The 23600-nt window shown below is 44.1% G+C and carries 19 protein-coding genes; 8 read left to right on the top strand and 11 right to left on the bottom strand.

Annotated elements, in window-relative coordinates; genetic code table 11:
* Positions 1-231: 231 nt before the first annotated feature.
* From purN to FEF09_RS03780, 4 genes are all read left to right on the top strand, one after another.
* Entirely contained in the window at positions 232-798 is a 567-nt protein-coding gene (purN, locus tag FEF09_RS03795; RefSeq protein ID WP_146303874.1) for a phosphoribosylglycinamide formyltransferase, read from the top strand.
* A gap of 79 nt (positions 799-877) precedes the next feature.
* Positions 878-1540, top strand: coding sequence for a hypothetical protein (locus FEF09_RS03790; RefSeq protein WP_146303873.1), 663 nt, complete (start codon positions 878-880; stop codon positions 1538-1540).
* A 126-nt stretch (positions 1541-1666) separates the two neighbouring features.
* On the top strand, positions 1667-2296 hold the full coding sequence (locus tag FEF09_RS03785) for an SCO family protein (RefSeq protein ID WP_146303872.1): 630 nt from the start codon (positions 1667-1669) through the stop codon (positions 2294-2296).
* Positions 2297-2315: 19 nt separating this feature from the next.
* Positions 2316-2741, top strand: a complete 426-nt coding sequence (locus FEF09_RS03780; RefSeq protein WP_089810100.1) for a Fur family transcriptional regulator — start codon at positions 2316-2318, stop codon at positions 2739-2741.
* A 77-nt stretch (positions 2742-2818) separates the two neighbouring features.
* Here the strand turns inward: FEF09_RS03780 and FEF09_RS03775 are convergent, their stop codons facing one another.
* From FEF09_RS03775 to FEF09_RS03765, 3 genes are all read right to left on the bottom strand, one after another.
* Positions 2819-4546: a M3 family oligoendopeptidase gene (locus FEF09_RS03775; protein ID WP_146303871.1), complete on the bottom strand. Its 1728-nt coding sequence runs from the start codon at positions 4544-4546 to the stop codon at positions 2819-2821.
* Positions 4547-4836: 290 nt separating this feature from the next.
* A complete protein-coding gene (locus FEF09_RS03770; RefSeq protein WP_146303870.1) occupies positions 4837-5487 on the bottom strand; it encodes a DUF5606 domain-containing protein in 651 nt (216 codons plus the stop codon).
* A 116-nt stretch (positions 5488-5603) separates the two neighbouring features.
* Positions 5604-8201, bottom strand: a complete 2598-nt coding sequence (locus tag FEF09_RS03765) for a lamin tail domain-containing protein (RefSeq protein ID WP_146303869.1) — start codon at positions 8199-8201, stop codon at positions 5604-5606.
* Positions 8202-8325: 124 nt separating this feature from the next.
* On the opposite strand from FEF09_RS03765, the gene FEF09_RS03760 reads away from it, so the two are divergent.
* Together FEF09_RS03760 and FEF09_RS03755 are read left to right on the top strand one after the other, a co-directional pair.
* A complete protein-coding gene (locus FEF09_RS03760; RefSeq protein WP_146303868.1) occupies positions 8326-9315 on the top strand; it encodes an aspartate-semialdehyde dehydrogenase in 990 nt (329 codons plus the stop codon).
* Between the two features lie 300 nt (positions 9316-9615).
* Positions 9616-9867 carry a hypothetical protein gene (locus tag FEF09_RS03755; protein ID WP_012788212.1) on the top strand — a complete coding sequence of 84 codons (252 nt, stop codon included), beginning with the start codon at positions 9616-9618 and terminating at the stop codon, positions 9865-9867.
* Positions 9868-10071: 204 nt separating this feature from the next.
* Here FEF09_RS03755 and FEF09_RS03750 read toward each other — a convergent pair whose 3' ends face one another.
* The 4 genes from FEF09_RS03750 to uvrB form a co-directional block, all read right to left on the bottom strand.
* The gene (locus tag FEF09_RS03750; protein ID WP_146303867.1) at positions 10072-10737 is read right to left on the bottom strand and encodes a DUF2461 domain-containing protein; all 666 of its coding nucleotides are present in this window, start codon (positions 10735-10737) and stop codon (positions 10072-10074) included.
* Positions 10738-10863: 126 nt separating this feature from the next.
* Entirely contained in the window at positions 10864-11946 is a 1083-nt protein-coding gene (locus FEF09_RS03745; protein ID WP_146303866.1) for a porin, read from the bottom strand.
* 269 nt (positions 11947-12215) lie between these two features.
* On the bottom strand, positions 12216-13604 hold the full coding sequence (locus FEF09_RS03740) for an ammonium transporter (RefSeq protein ID WP_146303865.1): 1389 nt from the start codon (positions 13602-13604) through the stop codon (positions 12216-12218).
* Between the two features lie 437 nt (positions 13605-14041).
* Entirely contained in the window at positions 14042-16096 is a 2055-nt protein-coding gene (uvrB, locus tag FEF09_RS03735; RefSeq protein WP_146303864.1) for an excinuclease ABC subunit UvrB, read from the bottom strand.
* 110 nt (positions 16097-16206) lie between these two features.
* Between uvrB and FEF09_RS03730 the strand changes: the two genes are divergently transcribed.
* Complete coding sequence (locus FEF09_RS03730) at positions 16207-17007, top strand: S1/P1 nuclease (protein ID WP_261387317.1); 801 nt, start codon at positions 16207-16209, stop codon at positions 17005-17007.
* Positions 17008-17080: 73 nt separating this feature from the next.
* Here FEF09_RS03730 and FEF09_RS03725 read toward each other — a convergent pair whose 3' ends face one another.
* Entirely contained in the window at positions 17081-18007 is a 927-nt protein-coding gene (locus FEF09_RS03725; protein WP_146303863.1) for a PfkB family carbohydrate kinase, read from the bottom strand.
* Positions 18008-18062: 55 nt separating this feature from the next.
* The gene (locus tag FEF09_RS03720) at positions 18063-19466 is read right to left on the bottom strand and encodes an MATE family efflux transporter (protein ID WP_261387316.1); all 1404 of its coding nucleotides are present in this window, start codon (positions 19464-19466) and stop codon (positions 18063-18065) included.
* A 414-nt stretch (positions 19467-19880) separates the two neighbouring features.
* Here FEF09_RS03720 and FEF09_RS03715 point away from each other — a divergent pair, with 414 nt between their 5' ends.
* Entirely contained in the window at positions 19881-20381 is a 501-nt protein-coding gene (locus FEF09_RS03715) for a hypothetical protein (RefSeq protein ID WP_146303861.1), read from the top strand.
* A gap of 162 nt (positions 20382-20543) precedes the next feature.
* Here FEF09_RS03715 and FEF09_RS03710 read toward each other — a convergent pair whose 3' ends face one another.
* Together FEF09_RS03710 and FEF09_RS03705 are read right to left on the bottom strand one after the other, a co-directional pair.
* Positions 20544-22559, bottom strand: coding sequence for an OmpA family protein (locus FEF09_RS03710; RefSeq protein WP_146303860.1), 2016 nt, complete (start codon positions 22557-22559; stop codon positions 20544-20546).
* 17 nt (positions 22560-22576) lie between these two features.
* Positions 22577-23590, bottom strand: coding sequence for a PorP/SprF family type IX secretion system membrane protein (locus tag FEF09_RS03705; RefSeq protein WP_146303859.1), 1014 nt, complete (start codon positions 23588-23590; stop codon positions 22577-22579).
* Positions 23591-23600: the final 10 nt, after the last annotated feature.

Genomic DNA, 23600 nt, shown 5'->3' with positions numbered 1-23600 from the left:
ATAAAAGTCATGATTCCAGACAAACTCTTGCAGTCTTCATCGTTCTGGTTATATATATAATGGTGTGTCCTTTTGAATGGTATTATTTTTGTCTGGACTGTTGTTTTCTTAACTTCCTTGTGCTTATCAGGTTCCATTTATAACCCTCCCGGCACCCGGAATGTTCAAACCTCTCTATAAATAAGACCAATTAGTTACTTTTGCGCCGTCTTATAATTTAACATACACACTTTGAAAAATATAGCCATCTTCGCCTCGGGAGCAGGTAGTAACGCACAAAAAATTATTGATCATTTCCGGAACTCATCCATTGCAAGGGTCGTTATGATACTTTGTAACAAACCGGAAGCCGGCGTGCTGAAGATCGCCGAAAAAGAAGGTATCCCCTCCGTACTGATCGAAAAAGACGCCTTTTTCCGTACGGACCATTATATAAAGGTATTAAAGGACGCCTCCACGGACCTCGTTGTATTGGCAGGTTTCCTTTGGAAAGTACCAGCTAATCTGGTACAGGCATTTCCGGACCGTATTATTAATATCCACCCGGCCCTCTTACCTAAATATGGTGGTAAAGGCATGTATGGCAACTTCGTACACGAAGCAGTGATCCTGGCAAAAGAAACAGAAAGTGGCATCACCATCCACTTCGTCAACGAAAAATATGATGATGGCGCAACAATCCTACAGGAACGTTGTACAATCACCCCGGAAGATACCCCCGAGACCCTCGCAGCTAAAATTCACCTGCTTGAACATCAATGGTATCCTCTAATTGTGGAACGATTATTGACCTCATAATCACGGGCTTTCAGCTCAGCTGTAGGCACCCTTCTGAACCTACAATTGCTGACGGCCGCCGTCAAATGCAGACAACTATATGAAACAACCACTGCTTGTTATTTGCCTGTTATGCCTGAGTGGAATGTCCCTCTATGCCCAGGACAAAACGCCCTTTCGCCGGTCTACCTATATTAAGGTAAATCCCGCCCGGTTGATCAATCAGCTGGAATTCACCGTCGAACAGGAACTGACCCAACGGCTGAGTCTTGAACTGGGTATCGCCGGTATTTACACAGACTACCCCGATTACATCCTCGCGAGGAAAATAGATATCGGTCAGAAAAAACCAGATATCAGCACCGAGCAATTCGTCGATGGGAGAGGCCTCGGTTTCAGTGCCAGCCTTCGCTGGTACCTCGTCACCCAGAAAGATGACATCTCCCGTGCCCAGGGTACCTACTTCCAGCCAGTCCTTCTATATAAGAAGGTGTTCTACCCCAATGAAAAAATTAATATCCGGGGTACCGAGTATGAAAATACCGGCGATAAAGACGTCTATGCCGTCCAGTTCCTGCTGGGCCGCCAGATCACAAGAGACAGATTCATTATAGACCCCTACATTGGTCTCGGCGTTCGCGCAAAAGTCTACGACTATAACAACTTTTACGACAACAATGGTGTAGCCGATTCCAGAGATGGACGCCTCATCAGTGTACTGCCCAGCCTGCACCTTGGCATCAAAATAGGATTACGCCTATAGTAATCCGCCAGCAGCAATACTTTCCGGATATCACCCCTTATTCTTCCGCCACCCGCCTGCCAGCAGGGTGCCTAAGTGTATTTAGCTAATTGTGTGCTACCTTTGTGATGTAAAACGACTGGCATTATGTCTAAAAAGAATGTGTTCTATATTATATTTTTTGTCCTTTTATCAATTGCCTTCCTCGGTTACTCCGGTTATGTGATCAAAGGTGAGAAAGGCAGCTTCTTCGGAGAAGAGAAATTACCCATACTCGGTACCAACGGCCATACCATCGGCGGTTTCTCTTTTGTCAATCAGGCAGGAAAAACAATCACCAGTAAAGACGTTGAAGGGAAAGTATATGTATCGGAGTTTTTCTTTACTACCTGCACCAACATCTGCCCGAAGATGAACGCAAACATGACGAAAGTCTACGCAGCCTATAAAGATGAACCCCGCTTCCGTATATTATCTCATACCGTAGATCCGGAAACTGACAGCATTCCTGTATTGAAAAAGTATGCAGAAGAACACGGTGCTGACCCCAGCAACTGGTGGTTCCTGACCGGTAGCAAGAAAGAACTCTATAAACTGGCCAGAGCCGGTTATATGGTTGACAATGGTACATTCACCGGTGATGAAGACTTCGTACACACCCAATGGTTTGCATTAGTGGACGGCGAGGCCCGCGTAAGAGGGCTGTATGAAGGCACGAAAAAAAGTGATGTAGACAAAATGATCGTTGACATCGACCGGCTGCTAAAGGAAAAATAATAACTCATTATAAATTATCATGAGCAACAAGAACAAAGCAAGTATTACCGAACTGCTCCGGGATAGTAAGCTCAGCATTACGGATACCCGTGTGAAGATACTGGAACTGTTCATGAACAGCAATGGTGCACTTGAACACAGCAGTTTTGAAAAACTGGCCGGTCAGAGCTTTGACCGCGTAACAGTTTACCGCACATTACAAACCTTTCTGGATAAAGGGATCATCCATAGCATCCCGACTACAGATACCTCAATCCGCTATGCACTCTGCCGATCGGAATGTTCGGAGCATGATCATCATGACCATCACGTACATTTCAAATGTGAAGAATGTGGTAATACCACCTGTCTGGATACCGATGTGCCTGAAATTCACCTGCCTAAAGGATATGCCGCGCATAATGTGGATGTTGTAGTAAGTGGGGTATGTAAGGAATGTAAATAAGCTGATACTTATTCCTTTATATAAGAAAGCGCCTGATCTTACAGATCAGGCGCTTTTATTTTTAATAAGACATTTGCTTATTTAGTGATCGCTGCAATCTCCTGCTGCACAAAAGCCGCCAGCTCCTGCACATAAGCAGGGGAGAAATCAAACCTGATACCGGCTGCCTTATACAACTCAGGCAAAGTACGGGTACTACCCAGACTCAATGCATTGACATAATTATCCAGAGCCTGTTGTTTGTTTTCTTTGAATTGTTTCCACATAGCAATAGCTCCTAACTGGGCGATACCATATTCTATATAATAGAAAGGCACTTCAAACAGGTGCAATTGCCTCTGCCAGCCAATTGCCTTATAATCTTCCCATCCGCTCCAGTCTACTACGCCGGTGGCAAATTCATCCTGTATAGACACCCAGGCAGCTGTGCGCTCTTCCACAGTGTGCTGTGGGTTTTCGTACAACCAGTGCTGGAATTTGTCAATGATAGCAATCCATGGGAAAATAACGATCGCACGCTCCAGCTGCTGCAGTTTGGCCCTACGCAACTCCTCTTCACTGCTAAAGAAGATATTCCAGTAGTCCATTGTAAACAACTCCATACTCATACTCGCCACTTCCGCGATCTCCATCGGATATTCCTTGAAAGCACTCAGCGACAGATTATGACTCAGGAAAGAGTGCACCGCATGCCCGCCTTCGTGGACCATGGTCGTCAGATCTTTCATCTGACCGGCCGCATTCATGAAGATGAAAGGCACACCGGTTTCTGCCAGAGGACAATTATACCCACCCGGCGCTTTACCCTTACGGCTTTCCAGATCCAGACGACCCAGCTTTTGCATCACACGCAGACAGTTCCCAAAGAAAGGTCCCAGTTGATCAAAACATTCTATCGCCTTGTTAACCAGTTCATCTCCTGTCTGGAAAGGGGACAGTGGTTTTACGCCCTGCGGTTCCGCATCGGAATCCCATGGTTTCAGCACATCCAAACCCAGCTTATCACGATGTTTCTCCTGCAAACTCTTTACCAGTGGCACAATATGCTCTTTTATAGCTGTGTGGAACTGAAAACAGTCTTCTTTTGTATAGTCGAAACGACCGAGGTCTTCGAACTTATAATCTCTATAATTGGCAAAACCGGCATTCTTTGCTACCTGATCACGTTTTGTAATCAGATTCGTAAAAAGCTGGTCGAGGGTATCCTTATCTTCCAAACGACGCTTAGCTGTTTTGGTAAATACCTCCTCCCTCAGTTCCCGGTTGCTGTCTTCCAGAAAACGGGCTGCCTGTTGCAATGTATATTCCTGTCCATTCACAGTAATGGTCATCTTACCAGCGATAGCGCCATACTGCTGAGACTGAACACTCAGTTCCGCCAGCAGAGGCACGTTCTCTTCACGGAACAGTTTTACCTGTTTGCGCACATTCCGCAGGTAAGTAGCATAAAGATCCTGATCGAGGCTTTTTACCCATTCGCTGGCCAGCAGCTTTTTATTCAGCGCATCTGCGTAGGGTTGCAGTTTAGGCTGTATTTCCATGCAGAAGTAGGCAAATGCTTCCTCCAGAGATTTGTCGGTTGTATCGCAGGTCATGCGTATCTGGCGCCAGCAGGCATCCTCACTGATGACAGCCTCCAGTTCACTGATATCTTTCAGCCATTGCTCCAGGGTCGCTACACTGTCGAGCGGCCGCTGCTGCAGCTCCTCAAAATATGGCTGCAATGCCTCCCACGTCGTTACCGTAAAGTCTTCTGGTAACAGTTTACGTGGCTGTTTCTCAATATTTGCGTCTAAAGTCTTCATTTTACTAAAATAAGAAATTCCGGGGCAAAGACCTGAGCGGTGGAACAAGAAGCTATCTTTAAATACTTAAACTATAGTTAATCTTCGTTCATCCTTCGTTCATCCTTCGTTGTTGAACGAAGGATGAACGAAGGATGACTATAATCAGACTAATATCAGATAACTATCAGGAGAGCAGGATAACAGGGGAAACATGCCCGCATACGTACAGTATGGGCAATAAAAAACCAGACGCTGCATGCGACATACACACAGCGTCTGGCATTGGAAACCAATGAATTATCTAAGAATTACTCTTCAGTCTTCTTTTTCTTAGGAGCAGCCTTTTTCTTAGGTGCTTCTTCACCTTCAGCAGCAGGAGCATCTTCTTTCTTAGCTCTTGCTTTTTTAGGTTTTTCAGCCGGAGCTTCTTCAGTTGCTACTTCCTCAGCGCCTTCTTTAGCGGCAGCCTTCTTAGGTTTAGCAGCTTTTTTAGCTGGCTTGTCAGCAACTTCTGCATCAGCAGCAACTGCTACTTCTTCAGCCGCAGCTTCCGGAGCATCTTCAGCTACTTCGTCGAATCTTAACAGATCGTTGCTTTTGAGGATGGCATACCATTTCACCATCTTCTTCATATCGCTAACGTAAACCCTGTCCTCGTCGAAAGTAGGGAACACACTTTTGAAATAAGACTTGATCGCATTATTGTCAGCTTTGGTATCAACCGGAGCTGTTTTAGCTTCCTGGTCCAGCATGGCCTTAAATACTTCAGCCAGGTTTACATTTTCTCCGGTTGTAAACACCTCGATGCTTTCCAGCGGAGTAAAATTATGGATGCGGGAGCTCACAAATTTTGTGCTCTTGTCTTCCAGAGATCTTACGATAGCGCCATCCTGTTTGCTGGCAATTAATTGAAACAAACCACTCAAACCGGTTACTGCAACTATTTCTCTATACTGCATGTTCAAATTTTTAAGAAGCGCAAATATAAAAAATCGTTTCTATCCGACAAATTGGAGAGGCTGTTCATTTAATTATTCTTGATAATTGACAAAAACAACCTTTCTTTTTGACGACATCAACTATTTAACTTTTTTCCTAATACCACAGGCAATTTCCATTGTCGGACCTGTCCAGTGGGGCTTACAGCCTCGGCAAAGATGACGTATATACCTGTAACCAGTTCGCGGTTTTGCGATCCCCGGCCATCCCAGATAATTTCTCCATGGGCAGACAGGGCTGTATTTTTCTCCAATTGCCTGACAAACCGCCCCTCAGCATCAAAAATCGTGACATTTATGACAAAACCGGGCTCAGGAAACTGATAACTGAGTACTGCTACATCCTCAAATCCGTCATTATCCGGTGAAAAAATGCCCGGACGGATGGATAACATTTCCTGCACACTCCCTACGGGAAGCTGTTGGGAATTCACGCTTCCGGGAGTCGCATGTTTTGCAGAAGCAGCCGCGGAATGCCAGTTATACTTATCCTGTGTAGGCGCATCCGCCTGTAAACGTTCCAGAGAGACACCCCGCGTATTGCCGGCCAGTGCTATATGCATGGCATCCGAATAATGGAATTCATCGATAATATTTCCGGCCGCGTTTAATAATACAACTGTACCCTCCCCATTGATCAATGCCGGCAGATTTATTTTATAAATTTTTTCCGGCTGCAGACAATCATATTGCCCACATAAAGCGGCCGGATCCGTCGTAAAAGCCGCATAAGTACCCGGCAGTAACAAACGGGCAGTCCCCGATAACGCAATCACTTCTTCCAGTTGACCATCCATTTTCCTTCTTGTCAGGAATAGATGGGAAAGATCGACCGCCTTACCACCTCTGTTGAAGATCTCTGCAAACTCTGGTACACCTGCCGCAGGATCATATAATATTTCATTGAAGACAATGTCAAAACTATCTGCCTCAAAAACCCGGGCTACCGCCAGATCAGGTATAACATGAACTTGCTGTCCGGTACAATCTGTCAGGCCATCCACCGCTATCTTATAAACAGTACCTGACTGAAGGGGAGTGGCTAAGTACAGAGATACATTATTATATAATGGTGCTTGCGCAGAGGCTTTGATGACGGTCAATGCAGGATCAAAATAATAATGGGCAACATCAACTACCGCCAGACTGTCCATAATACCGGAAAAGGATAATCCGACACGCATACTATCCGGTGCATACGCATTTACAGCAGATACTGGTGGTGGCGTGTTAATCTGTCCACTAACCGTATTTTGTCTGCCCGGTGTTCCTCCTTCTTTTGCCAGTGAAGGCCGCCAGTTAGCGCCTCCGGCACATGGCCAATGTATATCTACCATTTCAAGGCTCCAACCTCCTTTTTCCTTTACCGGATTGTGATACCAGCTACGATCGTAAGCGATAGCATGTACCAGTGTGCCACTGTCATTACGGAGAATGATCATATCACTATCACCCGGGGATGGAAAATTACTGATGCCCATTACGGCGACATCCGTTGGAAACTGGCTGACGGACTGCCTGTCACACAATACCAGATAGGTATCTGGTGGAAAAAGACGCGCAGGCAATATCACTTCTTTACTGCTATTAGCCAGACGCCAATCTTTTAGTTGTAGCGTAAACGGACTATTATTCTTCAGTTCTACAAAGCGCGCAGCTTGTAATCCTGCGGAAGGTAAGGCCCGTGGCAGGAACTCATGTATCAGTACATCATATCCGGAAGAGAGATAATAGAGGAATGAGGCCTTGAGCACAGGCGAGGCATTACCGGCAACATCTCTTATACCAGTCATAAGCAGATGACAACTGTCGCCGTTGGGAAATGGCTGGTCAAACTGCACATTGATACAAGAAGGCGTATTATTATCCTGCCAGATGCGGCGCGGCGTATTATCTGAACCATTGAGCCTGAAATTGCTGTAGTTATGCAGACTATTGCTATCAGGTGTCTCACTGAAACAGCAGCTGATGGTGTGCGCATTGATCAGTTGAACAGACAGTAACGAGGGAGGTACTGTATCTGCAAGGATCGGGCGCACTGACACATCATCAAAGTAATGCCGGCCGAAGAAAGAAGCGGTAGACTGCCGTATAGTAAATCCCATAAACCGGGAGTTGCCATACATATTATCTTTTGCAATACCTTCTCTTATATATCCTGTGCCATTGCCCTTTTCATCGGTCCATAGTTCCCAGTTATCATCCTTCCTGATCACCTTTATTTTGAGAATGGAAGACGTATGATCGGTGATACCATCCCGTCCATCAATGAGCAGGACAGGAGGGAGGCTGCCGTCTTTCCGGTAAAGACAGACTTCATCTTTTGTATTACCGATACGCACAAAATAACCTTTGCAACCTGATCCGGAAAGGTTGGCGCTATCTGCTATCAGGAATACGTCTGCATAATTAAGAGAGGAAGTATTGAAGTCCAGTTGCAGCCAGCACTCCCATATTGCATTACTGGCAAGAGAGGAAGGCGTTGAAATATGGAAAGTACTACTGCTTCGTGGCAGGCGGCTGCGTAGTCGTCCCTGATCTAAGGTCCATGCAGTATCTGTACCTTTCCAGATAGCCGCTTCATTAATATTTTGATAATCAAAAGATTCGCTCACCTGAGCGCATGAGAAAGATACCTGCAACAGCAGGCATACACAAACAATGGTAGTACGCATGTTTTAAAAAAATTGGGTTGGTTTGGACAGAAATTTAGTGATTTTCTATGATTCTGCATTCCACATTGAAAACCGCAATGCTTGTGTTAAATTTGCATTTCCAAAAAATTAAAATGTAAAAACAATGAAAGTTGCCGTAGTAGGAGCTACCGGACTGGTAGGCTCAAAAATGTTACAAGTATTGACCGAAAGAGATTTTCCGGTTACAGAACTGATTCCCGTGGCTTCTGAGAAGTCCGTTGGTAAGGAAGTAACATTTAAGGGCAAGCCTTATAAGGTGGTGAATGCAGATACAGCAATTTCCATGAAACCGGATGTAGCATTGTTTTCTGCAGGTGGCAGTACTTCTCTGGAATGGGCGCCAAAATTTGCAGCAGCAGGTATTACAGTAATTGATAATTCTTCTGCATGGAGAATGGATCCTGATAAAAAGCTGGTAGTTCCTGAGATCAATGGTAAAACATTAACACCGGAAGACAAGATCATCGCGAACCCTAACTGTTCAACTATTCAGATGGTGCTTGTACTGAACCCATTACATGATAAGTACAAAATCAACCGCGTGGTAGTTTCTACTTATCAGTCAGTAACTGGTACAGGTGTAAAAGCGGTAGATCAGCTGATGAATGAGCGTCAGGGTATTGAGGGTGAAAAAGCGTATGCACATCGCATTGACCTGAACGTAATTCCACAGATCGATGTATTCCTCGATAATGGTTACACGAAAGAAGAAATGAAGATGGTGAAAGAGACCGTGAAGATCATGGGCGACAGCAATATCCGTGTAACAGCGACAACTGTACGTATCCCTGTAATTGGCGGTCACAGTGAGTCTGTGAACATCGCTTTTGAAAATGAATACGATCTGGCAGAAGTGCGCAGCATACTGGAAAACACGCCAGGGGTGACCGTAGTAGACGATCCATCCAAAGCATTGTATCCGATGCCGAAAGATGCACATGAGAAAGATGATGTATTCGTAGGTCGTATCCGTCGTGATGAAACACAGGAAAAAACATTAAATATGTGGATCGTGGCAGACAACCTGCGTAAGGGAGCTGCAACAAATGCGGTGCAGATAGCTGAATATCTTCACGCGCAAAAGTGGATTTAATAAAAAATAGCCGTTGACTTTATCCTTTCGGGTGATAATTTCGCGAACGTATAAACGATTTATTTAAACTGATGAGAGCAAGTGTACCTACACTTGCTCTTTTAGTATCGATTTGATGTGAAATAAGTATCACTTTAACAAAAATTACACAGAAGTAGTATTGCTTTGTGGAAGATAAAATCCAATTTTGGTATCAATAATCCTATGCCAACTTACTGATTCCAAAAAACTATCTTTGTGAGCAAGTAAGGTGCCGAAAGAACTAAAAATTCTTAATTCCGTAAACACCCTTAAAGTCCTATGAAAACCAACGCCAATCGTGAGCTTTTACTGATGCACAAATTTACTGAAGAGTGGAGTACTAATTTTTCTTCACAGGTGTCCCGCATCATGAACATTGTGGATCAACATGATACACTGGACGGCATTATCCCGATTATTGAGGTAGCCAACGTGTATAATCAACGTTTTGCGCACACTAAGACAGACAAGGAAAACCTGTTGAAGAACCGCAAGGCAAGGCCATTCGAATTCCTGATCCACAAGAACTAATCCGTTGAAAATTATTGTGCTGTAGTCATCTGCCGGCCGGTGAATGTGCCCACGGTCGGAAAATATGCCCGGCAGATGGTTATGCTGCTCACGTGTTGAAAACGGTGTTACTCCCAGAGAAAATTACAGTGCATTGTGGCTTACCCATCCGCTAATAGCGGACAGTGACTAATGATAGTATTTTCACCCCGGGAAACTAATTAACTATTCCAGATCGAGTGCCCTGTCCATAAATTTGACAAAGGGCTGCATTACCGAAAATATTTTAAGGATCTCCCTGACTAATGCAGGCTGCAAAGCGGCATCGTCGGATATATGATGCCATACAGTGAAGCTTTTGAGCTTCAGATATGCAATGGCAGGATTATCCGGCAGATAGCCCTGTGGTGCTGTCTTTAATGATTCACCTTCGATTTTACCGAAGTAACGGATGAATTCTTTATTGGAGATGATCTGTTGAAATTCTTCGAAGTTATAATCTATTTCCTGTCTCACTTTTTTGAGTACGGGTGCTTCAGGCATCCACAATCCTCCGCCGGCAAAACTATTACCGCCGGGTTCAAGATGAAAATAATAACCAGGGCGTGGCGTCTTACGGCCACCCGGAGCAAAAGATGCGCCCATATTGGTTTTGTAAGGTGTTTTATCTTTTGAAAAACGGGTGTCTTTATAAATACGGAAAGTACAGTCTTTTACCTGTAGACCTATCAATAAAGGCTCCTGTTTGGCCAACCCGTCAAGGATCTGTTGTACTACACTTTCATAGTCTGCTTTCGCATGCTGATAATCGGATTTATGTTCATCAAACCATACCTTATTATTATTCTTAGCTAATGATTTTAAGAACTTCAACGTGGGGGGCTGTAACATGTAATCAGTTTTGTACACAAAATATAAAAATTATTTTCTGTTCTCCAGTAATCTATAAATGCACTATGCTCTTCATCCCTGGCCGGAAAGCCAGGAATGAAGAGCGCGGGCAGTAAATTTTATTTACTAGAAATGATATGTTGCAGCTAAGAGGATACTTGGAGATGTAGCAGCAGGAGCCCCTGATTTCTTATTGAAGATATCTACAGATGCATTATCTACCCTGAATTCTGGTATGATAGTAAGGTTGCCCACTTTATAGTTCATCGAAAGCGTACCGGCTATCACATGGCCGCCTCCGGCAGAAGCAAAAGTTTTAAGACCATCTTTATCATCGAAGTATTCGCCACGTACTGTCATACCCAGCTTATCATTGAAATCAACATTGACATACAGTGCGGAGCCCCACCATTGTTTGGCAGCTTCACCCGGTTCTTTATCGCGGGTATTGTTATAGGTGCTCACAGTACCATTATACCCCAATCCAAATACAGAATTGATCTGATAAGTAGCGACGAAGTCAATCTGATGGTTCTGAACACCGGTAGTATCTTTACCTTCCAGGTAATTGAGGTAGAGTTTCAGTGGTGCTTTGGTAGAGGAGTAGCCCAATTGTGCACCTACATATTTATTATTAGTCCAGGATGCGGACTTAAAGTCGGTAGGATTGAATACACCGATCATCGCTGTCCATGCAGAACTGATTGTGATATCAGCCTTTACACCGGTACTGAAGAACGGACCGTTACTAAACATATAGCTCATGCTGTAGTTACGGTTCAGATAAGCGTCCAGCAGTTCATAACCAACATGTGTACCAAAGCTACCCATGCTGATTTTCAGTTTGTCCAGCACCTGATAACCTATATATAACTGTTTGATGGCTAATTCAGCTGTGTTTGTTTTATCGGTAGTCTCGTTATAGGAAAATTCAGCTGCCCTTTTACCAAAGCCGAGGTCAGCTACGATGCTTCCTTTTTTGAATTCATGTTCGGCTTTGAGAGAGATCATACCCAGTTCAAAACTATTATGGGAGTTGGTGAAACTGGTTTTGTTGTCAGTGTTGTTGCCGTTGAAATTATACCGGTAATACACATCCGCAGACCCTGAAATCTTTACCAGTGGCGATTGCGTTGTATCAGTAGCGGTCTGGGAATAGGCAATAAATCCCTGGCAGGCAGCAAATGCTACCAATAGAACTTTTTTCATGAAACGAAATTTGGTTGATAAAATGGTGTGCGTGTGTTGTTTTTCGTAGTTCTTTGCTCGTACTGTTCTATAGCCGGAAATGAAGGGAAAAGAATAGCTAATAATTATCCAGGAAGGAAAATTCTACATGGAGTAATAGATATTTGGTTGATAAAAATTCTGGTTGATAAAATATAATTCTGTCTACGTTCTTTATTTATTTCCCAGAATAATTATTAGCTATTCGACTTTTGGGTGTCAAACTATGTTAATCTCTTAGTTGTCGTGGCTTAGTGCGCCATCTGCTCTTCTTTCAGTGCACCATTGTCTTGTACACTCAGCATAGCAGGATGGTACTGTTCGTTGTGCTGTGTAGCATCCAGACCCAGTTCTTCTTCTTCTTCGCTTACACGCAGTGGGTGGATCAGGTTAATCAGCTTGAATATACCGTAAGACACGGAGAAGCTATATACTACTACGATCACGAGGCCTATTACCTGGTTTTTGAAGAGTTCAAAACCACCGTAAAACAGACCATCAGAGATAGCACCGTTTACATTTTTGCTGGCGAAAATACCTGTCAGCAGCATGCCTACCATACCGCCTACGCCATGGCAAGGGAATACGTCGAGGGTATCATCGATCGCAGTTTTAGATTTGTAGTGTGCTACCAGATTAGATACGATAGCAGAAGCGAAGCCTATCATGATACTCTGCGGAATTCCTACGAAACCGGCAGCAGGTGTGATAGCTACGAGACCAACTACTGCACCGATACAGAAACCAAGTGCAGAAGCTTTACGACCACGGATCACATCGAAGAAGATCCAGGACAGACCAGCAGCGGCAGCGGCAGTATTTGTAGTAGCGAAAGCGGAAGCAGCGAGACCGTTAGCACCCAGGGCAGAACCTGCGTTAAAACCGAACCAGCCGAACCACAGCAGACCTGTACCTAACAATACGAAAGGAATATTTGCAGGCTGCAGCTCTTTCTTTTCAATATGATCCTTGCGGCGTTTCAGTACCAGTACACCTGCGAGGGCAGCACAACCAGCAGAGATGTGTACTACTGTACCACCTGCGAAGTCAAGTACGCCAAGTTTGAACAGGATACCATCAGGATGCCAGGTCCAGTGCGCGATTGGCGCATATACCAGCAGACTGAATAACACCATAAATAATACATAAGATGTAAAACGGATTCTTTCCGCAACAGCACCTACCACCAGTGCAGGGGTGATTACTGCGAATTTCATCTGGAACAGGGCGAATAACAGTAAAGGAATAGTAGTTCCCAGAGACCAAGGCTGGCCGGAAGGTACTCCTTTAAAGAACAGGAAGGTTGAAGGATCACCAATCAGACCATTTATTGATGTACCGAAGGAAAGGCTGAATCCAACGGCAACCCATACTATGCTCACCACACCGGTAGCGATAAAGCTCTGCACCAATGTAGAGATCACATTCTTACGATTCACCATACCACCGTAGAAGAATGACAATCCGGGAGTCATCAGGAATACGAGGCAGGATGCCACCAGGATCCAGGCAATATCACCATAATTGTATTTTCCCTCAGGATCAGCAAAAGGAAGCTCCCCCGGAATGAAAAGTGCAAATATTGCGATCAATGCCAGCACAATGAAGGGCAAATAGTCTTGAAATGATGTTTTCTTCATAGCAATTGATTTTTAAATTTCTTCAATAAAAGTATGAAGGATATTCAAGTCATCAAATAGAAAAGGCAAAAAATAGAAATGATTGAACAAAAATATGGGTAGGACGGGCAAAAATTAACCATATTATTATTATTCATAATATATGTATCATTTTTTGCATGAAAAGGTGTTTGAAAAAGTAATAGAGACCTTTTACAAACATTTATATATCAATTATTTAAAAAGAGAAGAGGGGTGCGTTTAACAATTTTCTAACATTGGAGAGACAGTTGCTACTGCAAATATGTCATTATGCATATAATAAAATAAAAATCAGCCCATTATATATTAGGCTGATTTTACTAGGTCTTTGATCTACGTTGAATAATATTAATATATTACAATTAAATATATGTGATTTTTATGATCCAGGACATAAAAATGGGTTCACTGCGATGTTATTGCTTCATATTTTCTAATTCCCGTTGCATAGCGAACATCTGATCGCGTAAACGGGCCGCTTCCATGAAGTCAAGATCCTTTGCAGCCTTCTCCATATCCTTCTTTACTTTACCAATGGCCTTCTCCATCTGAGGGATGGTCTTAGCCGATACCGCTTCCTGTTTCGCATAACCCATAGCGTCTTCTGCCACCAGACTGACCTCATCATGTACTGCATAAGGCGAATTCTCATCGAACTGCTTGATTTCCAACACAGATGTTTGTCCAAGTATCTGTTCTTTGCTTTTCAGTACGGTCCGTGGTGTAATATTATGAGCTATATTATATGCAAGCTGTTTTTCCCGACGGCGATCCGTCTCATCTATAGTACGTTGCATACTATCGGTAATCTTGTCAGCATAAAATATTACCAGCCCTTCCGCATTTCTTGCCGCACGACCTGCCGTCTGTGTCAGGGAACGTTCGTCGCGGAGGAAGCCTTCTTTATCTGCATCCAGTATGGCTACCAACGTTACTTCCGGCAAATCAAGTCCCTCACGCAGCAGGTTCACCCCAACAAGTACATCTATATTACCGAGACGCAGGTCTCTTAATATCTCAATACGCTCCAGTGTATCAACCTCCGAGTGGATATAACGGGATTTTACATTAATACGGTGCAGGTATTTATCCATCTCCTCTGCCATTCTCTTGGTAAGGGTGGTCACCAACACACGGCCTCCTTTTAATACACGTTTGTCAATCTCATCCAGCAGGTCATCTACCTGATTCACGCTTGGTCTTATCTCAATAGGCGGCTCCAGCAGTCCGGTAGGTCGTACTACCTGTTCCACTACCACACCTTCGGTTTGTCTCAGTTCATATTCACCGGGAGTCGCACTGACAAAAATGGCCTGATTTACCAGATTCTCGAATTCATAGAAATTGAGCGGACGGTTATCCATTGCGGATGGCAACCTGAACCCAAAATCCACCAGTGTCAGTTTACGGGATCTGTCACCACCATACATACCGCCGATCTGGGGAATCGTTACGTGGCTTTCATCTATTACCAGCAGAAAATCTTTCGGGAAATAATCCAACAGACAGAATGGGCGGGTACCCGGCGCACGTCTGTCCAGAAAGCGGGAGTAGTTTTCAATACCACTGCAATAACCCAGTTCGCGGATCATTTCGAGGTCGTAGTTCACTCTTTCAGACAGGCGCTGTGCTTCCAGATGTTTCCCGATAGACCGAAAATACTCTACCTGTGCCATCAGTTCGTCCTGAATCTCAAAAGTGATCTGTGCCATCATGTCTTTAGGTGCCATATAGAGATTGGCAGGGAAAATTGCTGCATTTTCCATCGTTCCGATACGCTTACCATTCTGTACATCAAAGCTTTCTATCTCTTCGATCTCATCTCCAAAGAAGGTGATACGATAGCCGAAATCCACATAAGGCAGGTTAATATCCACGGTATCCCCCTGTACTCTGAAGTTACCACGGTTAAAATCGCCGGTGGTACGGGAATATAGGGAATTGACCAATCCGTGTAATACAGTATTACGGCCAATAGTCTGGCCTTTATGCAGACGGATGATACCATTTTCGTAGTCCGTCGGGTTTCCCATACCATAAATACAGGACACGCTGGCTACTACGATAATGTCTCTACGACCCGACAACAGACTTGTAGTAGCTCTCAGACGCAACTTATCCAGTTCTTCGTTAATAGAGAGATCCTTTTCAATATAGGTATCACTCACTGGCATGTAAGCCTCGGGCTGGTAGTAGTCGTAATAAGACACAAAGTATTCCACGGCATTATCCGGAAAGAACTGCCGGAATTCTCCGTACAGCTGGGCTACCAGTGTTTTGTTATGCGTCAGAACCAGCGTAGGACGCTGTACCTGCTGGATAACATTGGCAACTGTGAATGTTTTACCGGAACCTGTTACCCCCAGCAATGTCTGGGCAGGGGCTCCATCCTGAATACCTTCCACCAGCTGTCTGATTGCTGTTGGCTGGTCGCCTGCGGGGGCATATGGTGCTTGTATCTTGAAGGGCATATCTTAAATTATGACGTTATCAAATGTACAAATTATCGGAGAGTGCTTTTTCATTTGAAAAAACTGGCTCACCTTTACACACTTGTATATTATTAACCTTGTCATGCTTTATGTTTAAAAAATTGTACCATGTTTTACTGGGTGTCATATTGCCATTGATTCCCATGACAAGCTTTGCCTGGGGCGTTACAGGGCATCGTGTTGTGGCAGAAATTGCCAGCCGCCATCTTACTCCGCAGGCACGTAAAGCTATTGCGGCACTGCTCGGTCCGCAGAGTATGGCAATGGTAGCCAACTGGCCTGATTTTATCAAGTCAGACACTACTCATATATATGATCATACTTCCCCGTGGCATTATCTGGATTTCCCTGCTAATATTGATCGCGCCCAGTTTGATGAGGAACTGAAAAAGTACACGACAGGGGAGAACCTGTATGCGCAGACCGAAGCGCTGATCAAAAAGCTGAAAGATCCGGCTACATCTAAAGCGGATAAGGTGTTTGCACTGACCTTCCTTATACATATGATAGGAGACATGCATCAGCCTTTACACATCGGCCGTGATGAAGATCAGGGAGGTAATAAGATCGCTGTGATGTGGTTTGATAAGCAGAGTAACCTGCATCGTGTATGGGATGAGCAACTGATAGAATTTCAGCAGCTCAGCTATACCGAATATACAAAAGCGCTGGATACGGCATCTGCAGTAGAAGTGCGTAAGATACAGAGTGGTAGTATCGCTGACTGGATGTACGATTCCAATCAGCTATCTAATAAAGTATATGCACTGACACATGCCAATGATAAACTGAGTTATCGTTATAACTACTGGTTTATCGGCGACCTGAATAGTCAGCTGCTGAAAGGAGGCCTGCGTCTGGCAGCACTCCTGAATCAGATCTACAAATAATGGGTTACGAGTATAAAAAGAAAAAGCATCCGCCGTGGCGGATGCTTTTTCTTTTATAGCAGATATGAACTGACTAGATCAGATCGATATCGAAGTTTACCAGTTGTACGAACTGATCGAGACGTGCGTTGATATCGTCCTGTGTGATTTCACGCAGACGGCCTACACCAAAGCGTTCTACGCAGAAGGAAGCCATTGCGGAACCTACTATGATAGCAGTTTTCATATTCTCGAAAGAGATGTCTTTCGTTTTTGCCAGATGGCCAATAAAGCCGCCAGCAAAAGTATCGCCAGCACCGGTTGGGTCAAATACCTCTTCCAGTGGCAGGGCAGGAGCAAAGAACACGTGATTTTCATGGAACAGCAGTGCACCATGTTCACCTTTCTTAATGATCAGATATTTTGGCCCCATAGTGGTCAGGATCGTACGGGCAGCTTTTACCAGAGATACTTCACCTGTCAACTGACGAGCTTCTCCATCATTCACCAGGAGTACATCTACTTCTTTCAGTACCTTTTTCAGATCGTCCATAGCTACTTCCATCCAGAAGTTCATGGTATCCATTACGATCAGCTTAGGCCTTGTTTTCATTTGTTTTATTACGCTCAGCTGTACCTGTGGAGTCAAGTTACCCAGAATCAGGAATTCGCTGCCCTGATAACTGTCAGGTATTACCGGCTGGAACTCACCCAATACGTTCAGCTCTGTAGCCAGTGTATCACGGGTATTCATATCCATATGGTATTTACCCGCCCAGTAGAAGGACTTTTCGTCTTTTTTTACCTGCACACCTTCCAACGCAACACCTTTGGCTGTCAACGCGTTGAGTTCATCCTGAGGGAAATCTCCTCCGATTACAGATACCTGATTGATGGGCTTCACAAAATTTGAAGCGGCCCATGCGATATAAGTGGCTGAACCACCGATAATTCGTCCGGATTTACCAAAGGGCGTCTCAATATCATCGAACGCCATCGTTCCTACAACAGTTAGCGACATGCTTATCTTTTTTATTGGGTTTTAGTTAGTTTAAAACAAAACAGCGCAAATGTAACTAAACTTTTACCCGCTTCCACCATCCTTTCCTGAATATAAATATTGCCGCAACCGCTACACAGGATTCCGCGATAGCAATCGCCCAGAATACACCGGCAGGCCCCATATTATAATTGACGGCCATGATCCACGCCATTGGGACCTGTAGCATCCAGAAACCAACAAGGTTGATCAGCGTAGGCGTACGCGTATCGCCTGCTCCGTTAAAAGACTGCGAAAGAACCATCCCATAGGCATAAAATATATAGCCAACGCTGACTAGCTGTAAACACTGGGCGGCATAAGCGATGATACCTGTATCCTGTGTAAACAGCATGACAATCGGTCTTGCTGCCAGCAGGAAAAAGACAGATACAACTCCCAGAAAAAGCATATTAAAAAAAGCGGCTCTCCATACAGAAGTCTCTGCTCTATCCGGTTGCCCCGCACCAAGGTTTTGTCCTACCAGTGCGGCCGCCGCATTAGCCATACCAGAAGCAGGTAACAGGGTAAAAATGATAATACGCACCGCTATTGTGTAACCTGCTACTGCGTCTTCGCCAAAGCGGGCAATTAACCTGACAAGGAAGATCCAGCTGGCGGTATTGATCAGCAATTGTGCAGTACCGCCTGCAGCAATTTTCAGCAATCGTACGATCACGCTCATATCCGGCAGCAGGTGATGGCTGTTTATTTTTATCAATCCCTTACCACCGAACAGGTGGTATAACTGATAACATACACCGATTCCCCTGCCAATAGTAGTAGCCAGTGCGGCGCCTTTCAGACCTAAAGCAGGAATGGGGCCGAATCCATTAATCAGTAAAGGACACAACAAAATATTCAGAATATTCGCGATCCACAACGAGCGCATTGCGACAGCGGCATCACCTGCACCTCTGAATATACCATTGATCAGGAATATGAGGATAACGATCAGGTTACCACCCAGCATAATCTGCGTGTATATATATCCGTTATCTATCACTTCAGGAGAAGCTCCCATTAAAGCAAGTATCTCACGGGCAAATACAACACCTGTTACAGCGATCAGCGCCGCCAATGCAAATGCCACGTATAACGACTGTACCGCTGTATGCGCGGCTGCATCATTATCTTTCTCACCTGTACGACGTGCCACAACCGCTGTAGCGGCCATACTCAGACCAAATGCTGCGGTGTATACTAATGTCATCATGGACTCTGTCAATCCAACTGTAGTGATCGCATGTTTACCCAGTTTACTTACAAAAAATATATCGACTACTGCAAACAATGATTCCATCACCATTTCCAGTATCATCGGAACAGATAATAAAAAAATAGCACGGTTGATATTACCACTGGTAAATTCTTTCTCCGTACCTGAAACGGCCATTATAAACAACCGAAACGCCTTGCTCAGGTGGGAATCTGCCTGCATATGCTGCATGTTGAAAACTATTAGAAATTTTTAGAAAATGAGAACAGGCTGTACTGTGCATAGTACATCCTTCATAAAGTGGGCGTGGGGGATACCTGGGAGGACCAGGTATTACATGATGCTTTTCATGGCGCTTAAAATTGTAGGCTACAAAGCTAAAGATGTTTTTTTAAACTGCTTTGCTTTTTTATAAGATGTGGCAACAAACATTTGATTCCACACATTTTTTAAAAGGCATCAAATGCAATACGGTTAAGCACTTCATTGCATGACCAAAACACATTAAATAATTTTTTTACAATGATTGTAACTTTTCTTTAACGCTCTCGTTTAACAATTGCATCAGCGCTGAGAAACCATTATTGTATTAAAACACGGAAACCTAAGTTCTAAAAATTCAATTAAACGGAAACCATGCTTACGATTAAAAAACATGCTCTTAAAATAGGAGCATTAGCCCTTGCTATGGGTATTACTTTTGCAGCTTGCAGCGATGATGATGACAATCCAACACCTGCGCCTGGACGTACTAAAGAGTACAAACTGACCAAAAGCGCTACTGATGCGACTCAGGTAGGTACTATCACCCTGTCTGAAAACACAGACAGCAGTGTAAACCTGGCTATCACCCTGAAAGCTTCTGCGAAAGACATTAAACATCCTTTCTATCTGATCGGTGGTACCGTTGCTGCACCAGTAACTGACACCCTGACTAAAGATACCCTCGTTGGTAATGGCGCAGAAGCTACTAAAGTGATCTGGAACAAGATCAAGACGGTAGTAGTAAATGGTAGCACCCGCAAATTCAATTTTGACAGTGCGCTTAAGATCAACGCTTTCGCTAAAGTACGCTACAGCGCTACTAAAGACAGCACAATTGCTATCGGTAACATCCTGAAAAGCGTTGCGCAATAATCAGATCTTTTGCTAAGAAATTAGAGACTCACTGGTTCAACTAAATGTAATAATGGCCGGAAATATTCCGGCCATTATCATGATGGTCTTCGCTCGTCATTAGGATATGGCTCCAATCCGTAGATCGGAAAAACCGACTTTATAAAGAGGTCAGCGTGACCGCTATTGGTTTAATTGCGTTACGCGTAACACTTTAAATTCTGTTCTTCTGTTCAGTTGTCTGCCTTCCGGATTATCCTTGCCATCAGGCAGGGTATTGGGCGCTATAGGCCTTGTTTCTCCATAACCTTTGGCGATCATACGATCGCTGGAGATGCCTTTGCTGATAAGGTAATCAACGCAAGACTGCGCTCTTTTCTGAGACAGTTTCATGTTGTATTCATCCTTACCCTTACTATCCGTATGTGCACTCATCTCAATAATGATATTCGGGTTATCCTGCATAATTGAGACTACAGTATCCAGTACGATCAGCGACTGCGGACGCAGCGTTGCTTTGTCGAAATCGTAGTAGATATCTTTCAGGATAATAGGCTTGCCTATTTCATAACGTTTCAGACATATAGTTGGGTTCACCAATGAATCAACTTTTGTCAGACCGTCTGTATTTACATAGATCGCTTTTGAGAAATAATTCTCTTTCTCAGCCATCACCTTATAGTGTTTGAGGGGTTCTACTTCAAAACGGTAACGACCTGTCTCATCCAATGTTACCTGTCCGATCACACGCTGTAATATTGTATCCAGCAATGTTACTTTAGCACCCGTCAACGGCAGATCACCATCGCAATCCAATACTAAACCATTGATTGTTTTGGAGATCTTTTTAATAGTGAATACTTCCAGACAACAAACAGATTCTCTGTCAGAACTGATATAACCTCCGGCCATCGGATGGTCTCTGTCAGCTGCAGTAAAGTAAACATCATCCTTCGGCGAGTTAAGTGGTAACCCAAGATTCTTAGGAGATCCCCAGCTACTGAAATCACCTTCGCTTACAAAGAAATCCAGTCCGCCTAATCCGACTCTTCCATCTGTACTGAAGATAAGCGCTTTCTTTTCTCCATCGTAAAAAGGCGCCTGTTCATCATCACGGGTATTGATGTTTGTACCAAAGTTCTTCGCCGGACCAGCACTACCATTCTCCAGTGCACAATACCAGAGATCGTTCTTACCCATACCACCTGGTCTGTTGGATGCAAACAGCAGATATTTTCCGTCACTGGTGATGAAAGGTTGCATCGAACTATATCCGTCCACATTCACATTTACCCCTAATACCTTCGGATCTTCCCAATCATTTCCCTTACGTTTACTACTGTAAATAGCCGCTGCTTTAATACCATTTTTTGTTGTCCAGCGGGTCAGATAAATTGTATTGCCATCGGGGCTGACAGTAGCCACACCCTGATCGATCCCACTGGCTTCCGGGATGGCTACCGGATGACTGTTACTAAAGTTACTGCCTTCACCGGTAGCAACAAACAGATTATTGATGTAAGGGTTTACCTTTTTTGATTTCTTTTCCTTTTCAAGGTCGCTGCTATCAGGACGGGAAGAGGTGTACAACAGCATATTCTTACCCAATACAGCAGGGGCGTAGTTTGCACCACCTGCGTTTACATCACCGGACAGTTTGCTGATAGTATAACCGGGCATCCTGCTTGCTTCAGATACCGCAAATTCACAGCTGGCTATTTCCAGTGTTGCTCTTGCACTGATATCATCCGTTTTATTGTACTCCTGTTTAAACTTCGTAAACTGTTCCAATGCCGTAGTATACTTACCATTGGCACGCAGACACACACCATACCAGAAGCGTGCGAGCGGAAACAGTGTATTGTTATTGAAACCTACAGCCTGTTCATAATATTTTTCGGCATTGCCATAGTCGTAATAATTCCTGTATGATTCAGCCAGTTTATAGATGACTGTTTCATAGTCCTTCAGTTTACCAGACTCCTTTCCACGTAATTCTACGGTGTAAGGCAATATCTGTTCGGGTTTTATCTTAAAAGTACCCAGGGCCCTGTTGTAATATTGAGCAGCGGAATAATAATCCTTTGCTTCAAAATAAATATCTCCGGTCCGCTTATAATCGTATACATACTGCGCGCTTGCAGTGCTAACAGTCCATAATAGTGCGATAACCAGCCAGTAGCGTACATTTTTTTTCATCCGTGTATTTTTTGTTTTTACAACCGCGGGCAAAAGAAATTCTCTTCAGAGTAAACTTTCTTTTTCCGGCTTATGAAGGATAAGGATAGTTCAAAGCTGTTACTACCGTTTACCAATCTTCTGAGATTGGAGGCGTTCACATCATAACTGAGCCCCAGCACGAAATTTTTGAAATGGAACCCTGCAAAAGGAATAGCGGAATCCTTGATACGATAGTTTGCTCCCAGCAGAAAATCCAGCTCCTCATTCACGTATGCCTGACCATATAATCCCACCACCGTTTCATGCGCATTTCCCTGACGCATATATAAGCCATGCGGTGTAAGGCTGAATATCTCATTCAGCTTGATACGTGTACCACCATGTCCGATATATCTTACCGGCAAACGTTTATTAGAACCGGCAGAAACAAATGGATCCTGTGGTTGTGTAAGATGTCCCGCAGAGAAACCTGCAAATGGGTTAAACTGGTGATTAGGGTTTCCGTCGAAGAACATGGCTCCTGCGGCTGCATCAAAGGAGTTGGAAGAAGTTGTATTGATATTCTCTCCACTTGGTTTAGATGGGTCAAATCCCATCACCGGATCATACTGACTACCAAGTTGCCATTTCGCAGGATCTATTTTGCGGTTGATCATACCTGCCTGGATACCGAACACCAGCTGACTGGTACCGGTTTCACCAAAGCGTACGCCACGGTATGAAAAACTGGCCATTGCGTTGAGGTAATTATACCCGGCATCACCGGCAGACATATTTGTGATATTTAAACCTACGCCGATATTATTGGGTCCGGCTGCATCAAATGATACACCTACTGTAGAAAAAGGCTTACCGATATTTACCCATTGGTTACGGTAATTGGCACTGACACGATAATCGCCATCAACAACACCTGTCAGCGCAGGGTTCAGCCACATAGGATACGCATAATACTGGGAGAAGTGAGGATCTACCTGTGCCTTTACCCAGCCTGGCATCAATGCAATCAGCACAGTTCCGACAACAAAAAGTATATTCTTATTCTTCATAGGAAGACTT

Origin of the sequence: Chitinophaga pinensis, from assembly GCF_007896845.1 — a bacterium.
Lineage (GTDB): Bacteria > Bacteroidota > Bacteroidia > Chitinophagales > Chitinophagaceae > Chitinophaga > Chitinophaga pinensis_C.
Note: the sequence above shows the minus strand (reverse complement) of the source record. Positions and strands in the feature narration are given on the sequence as shown.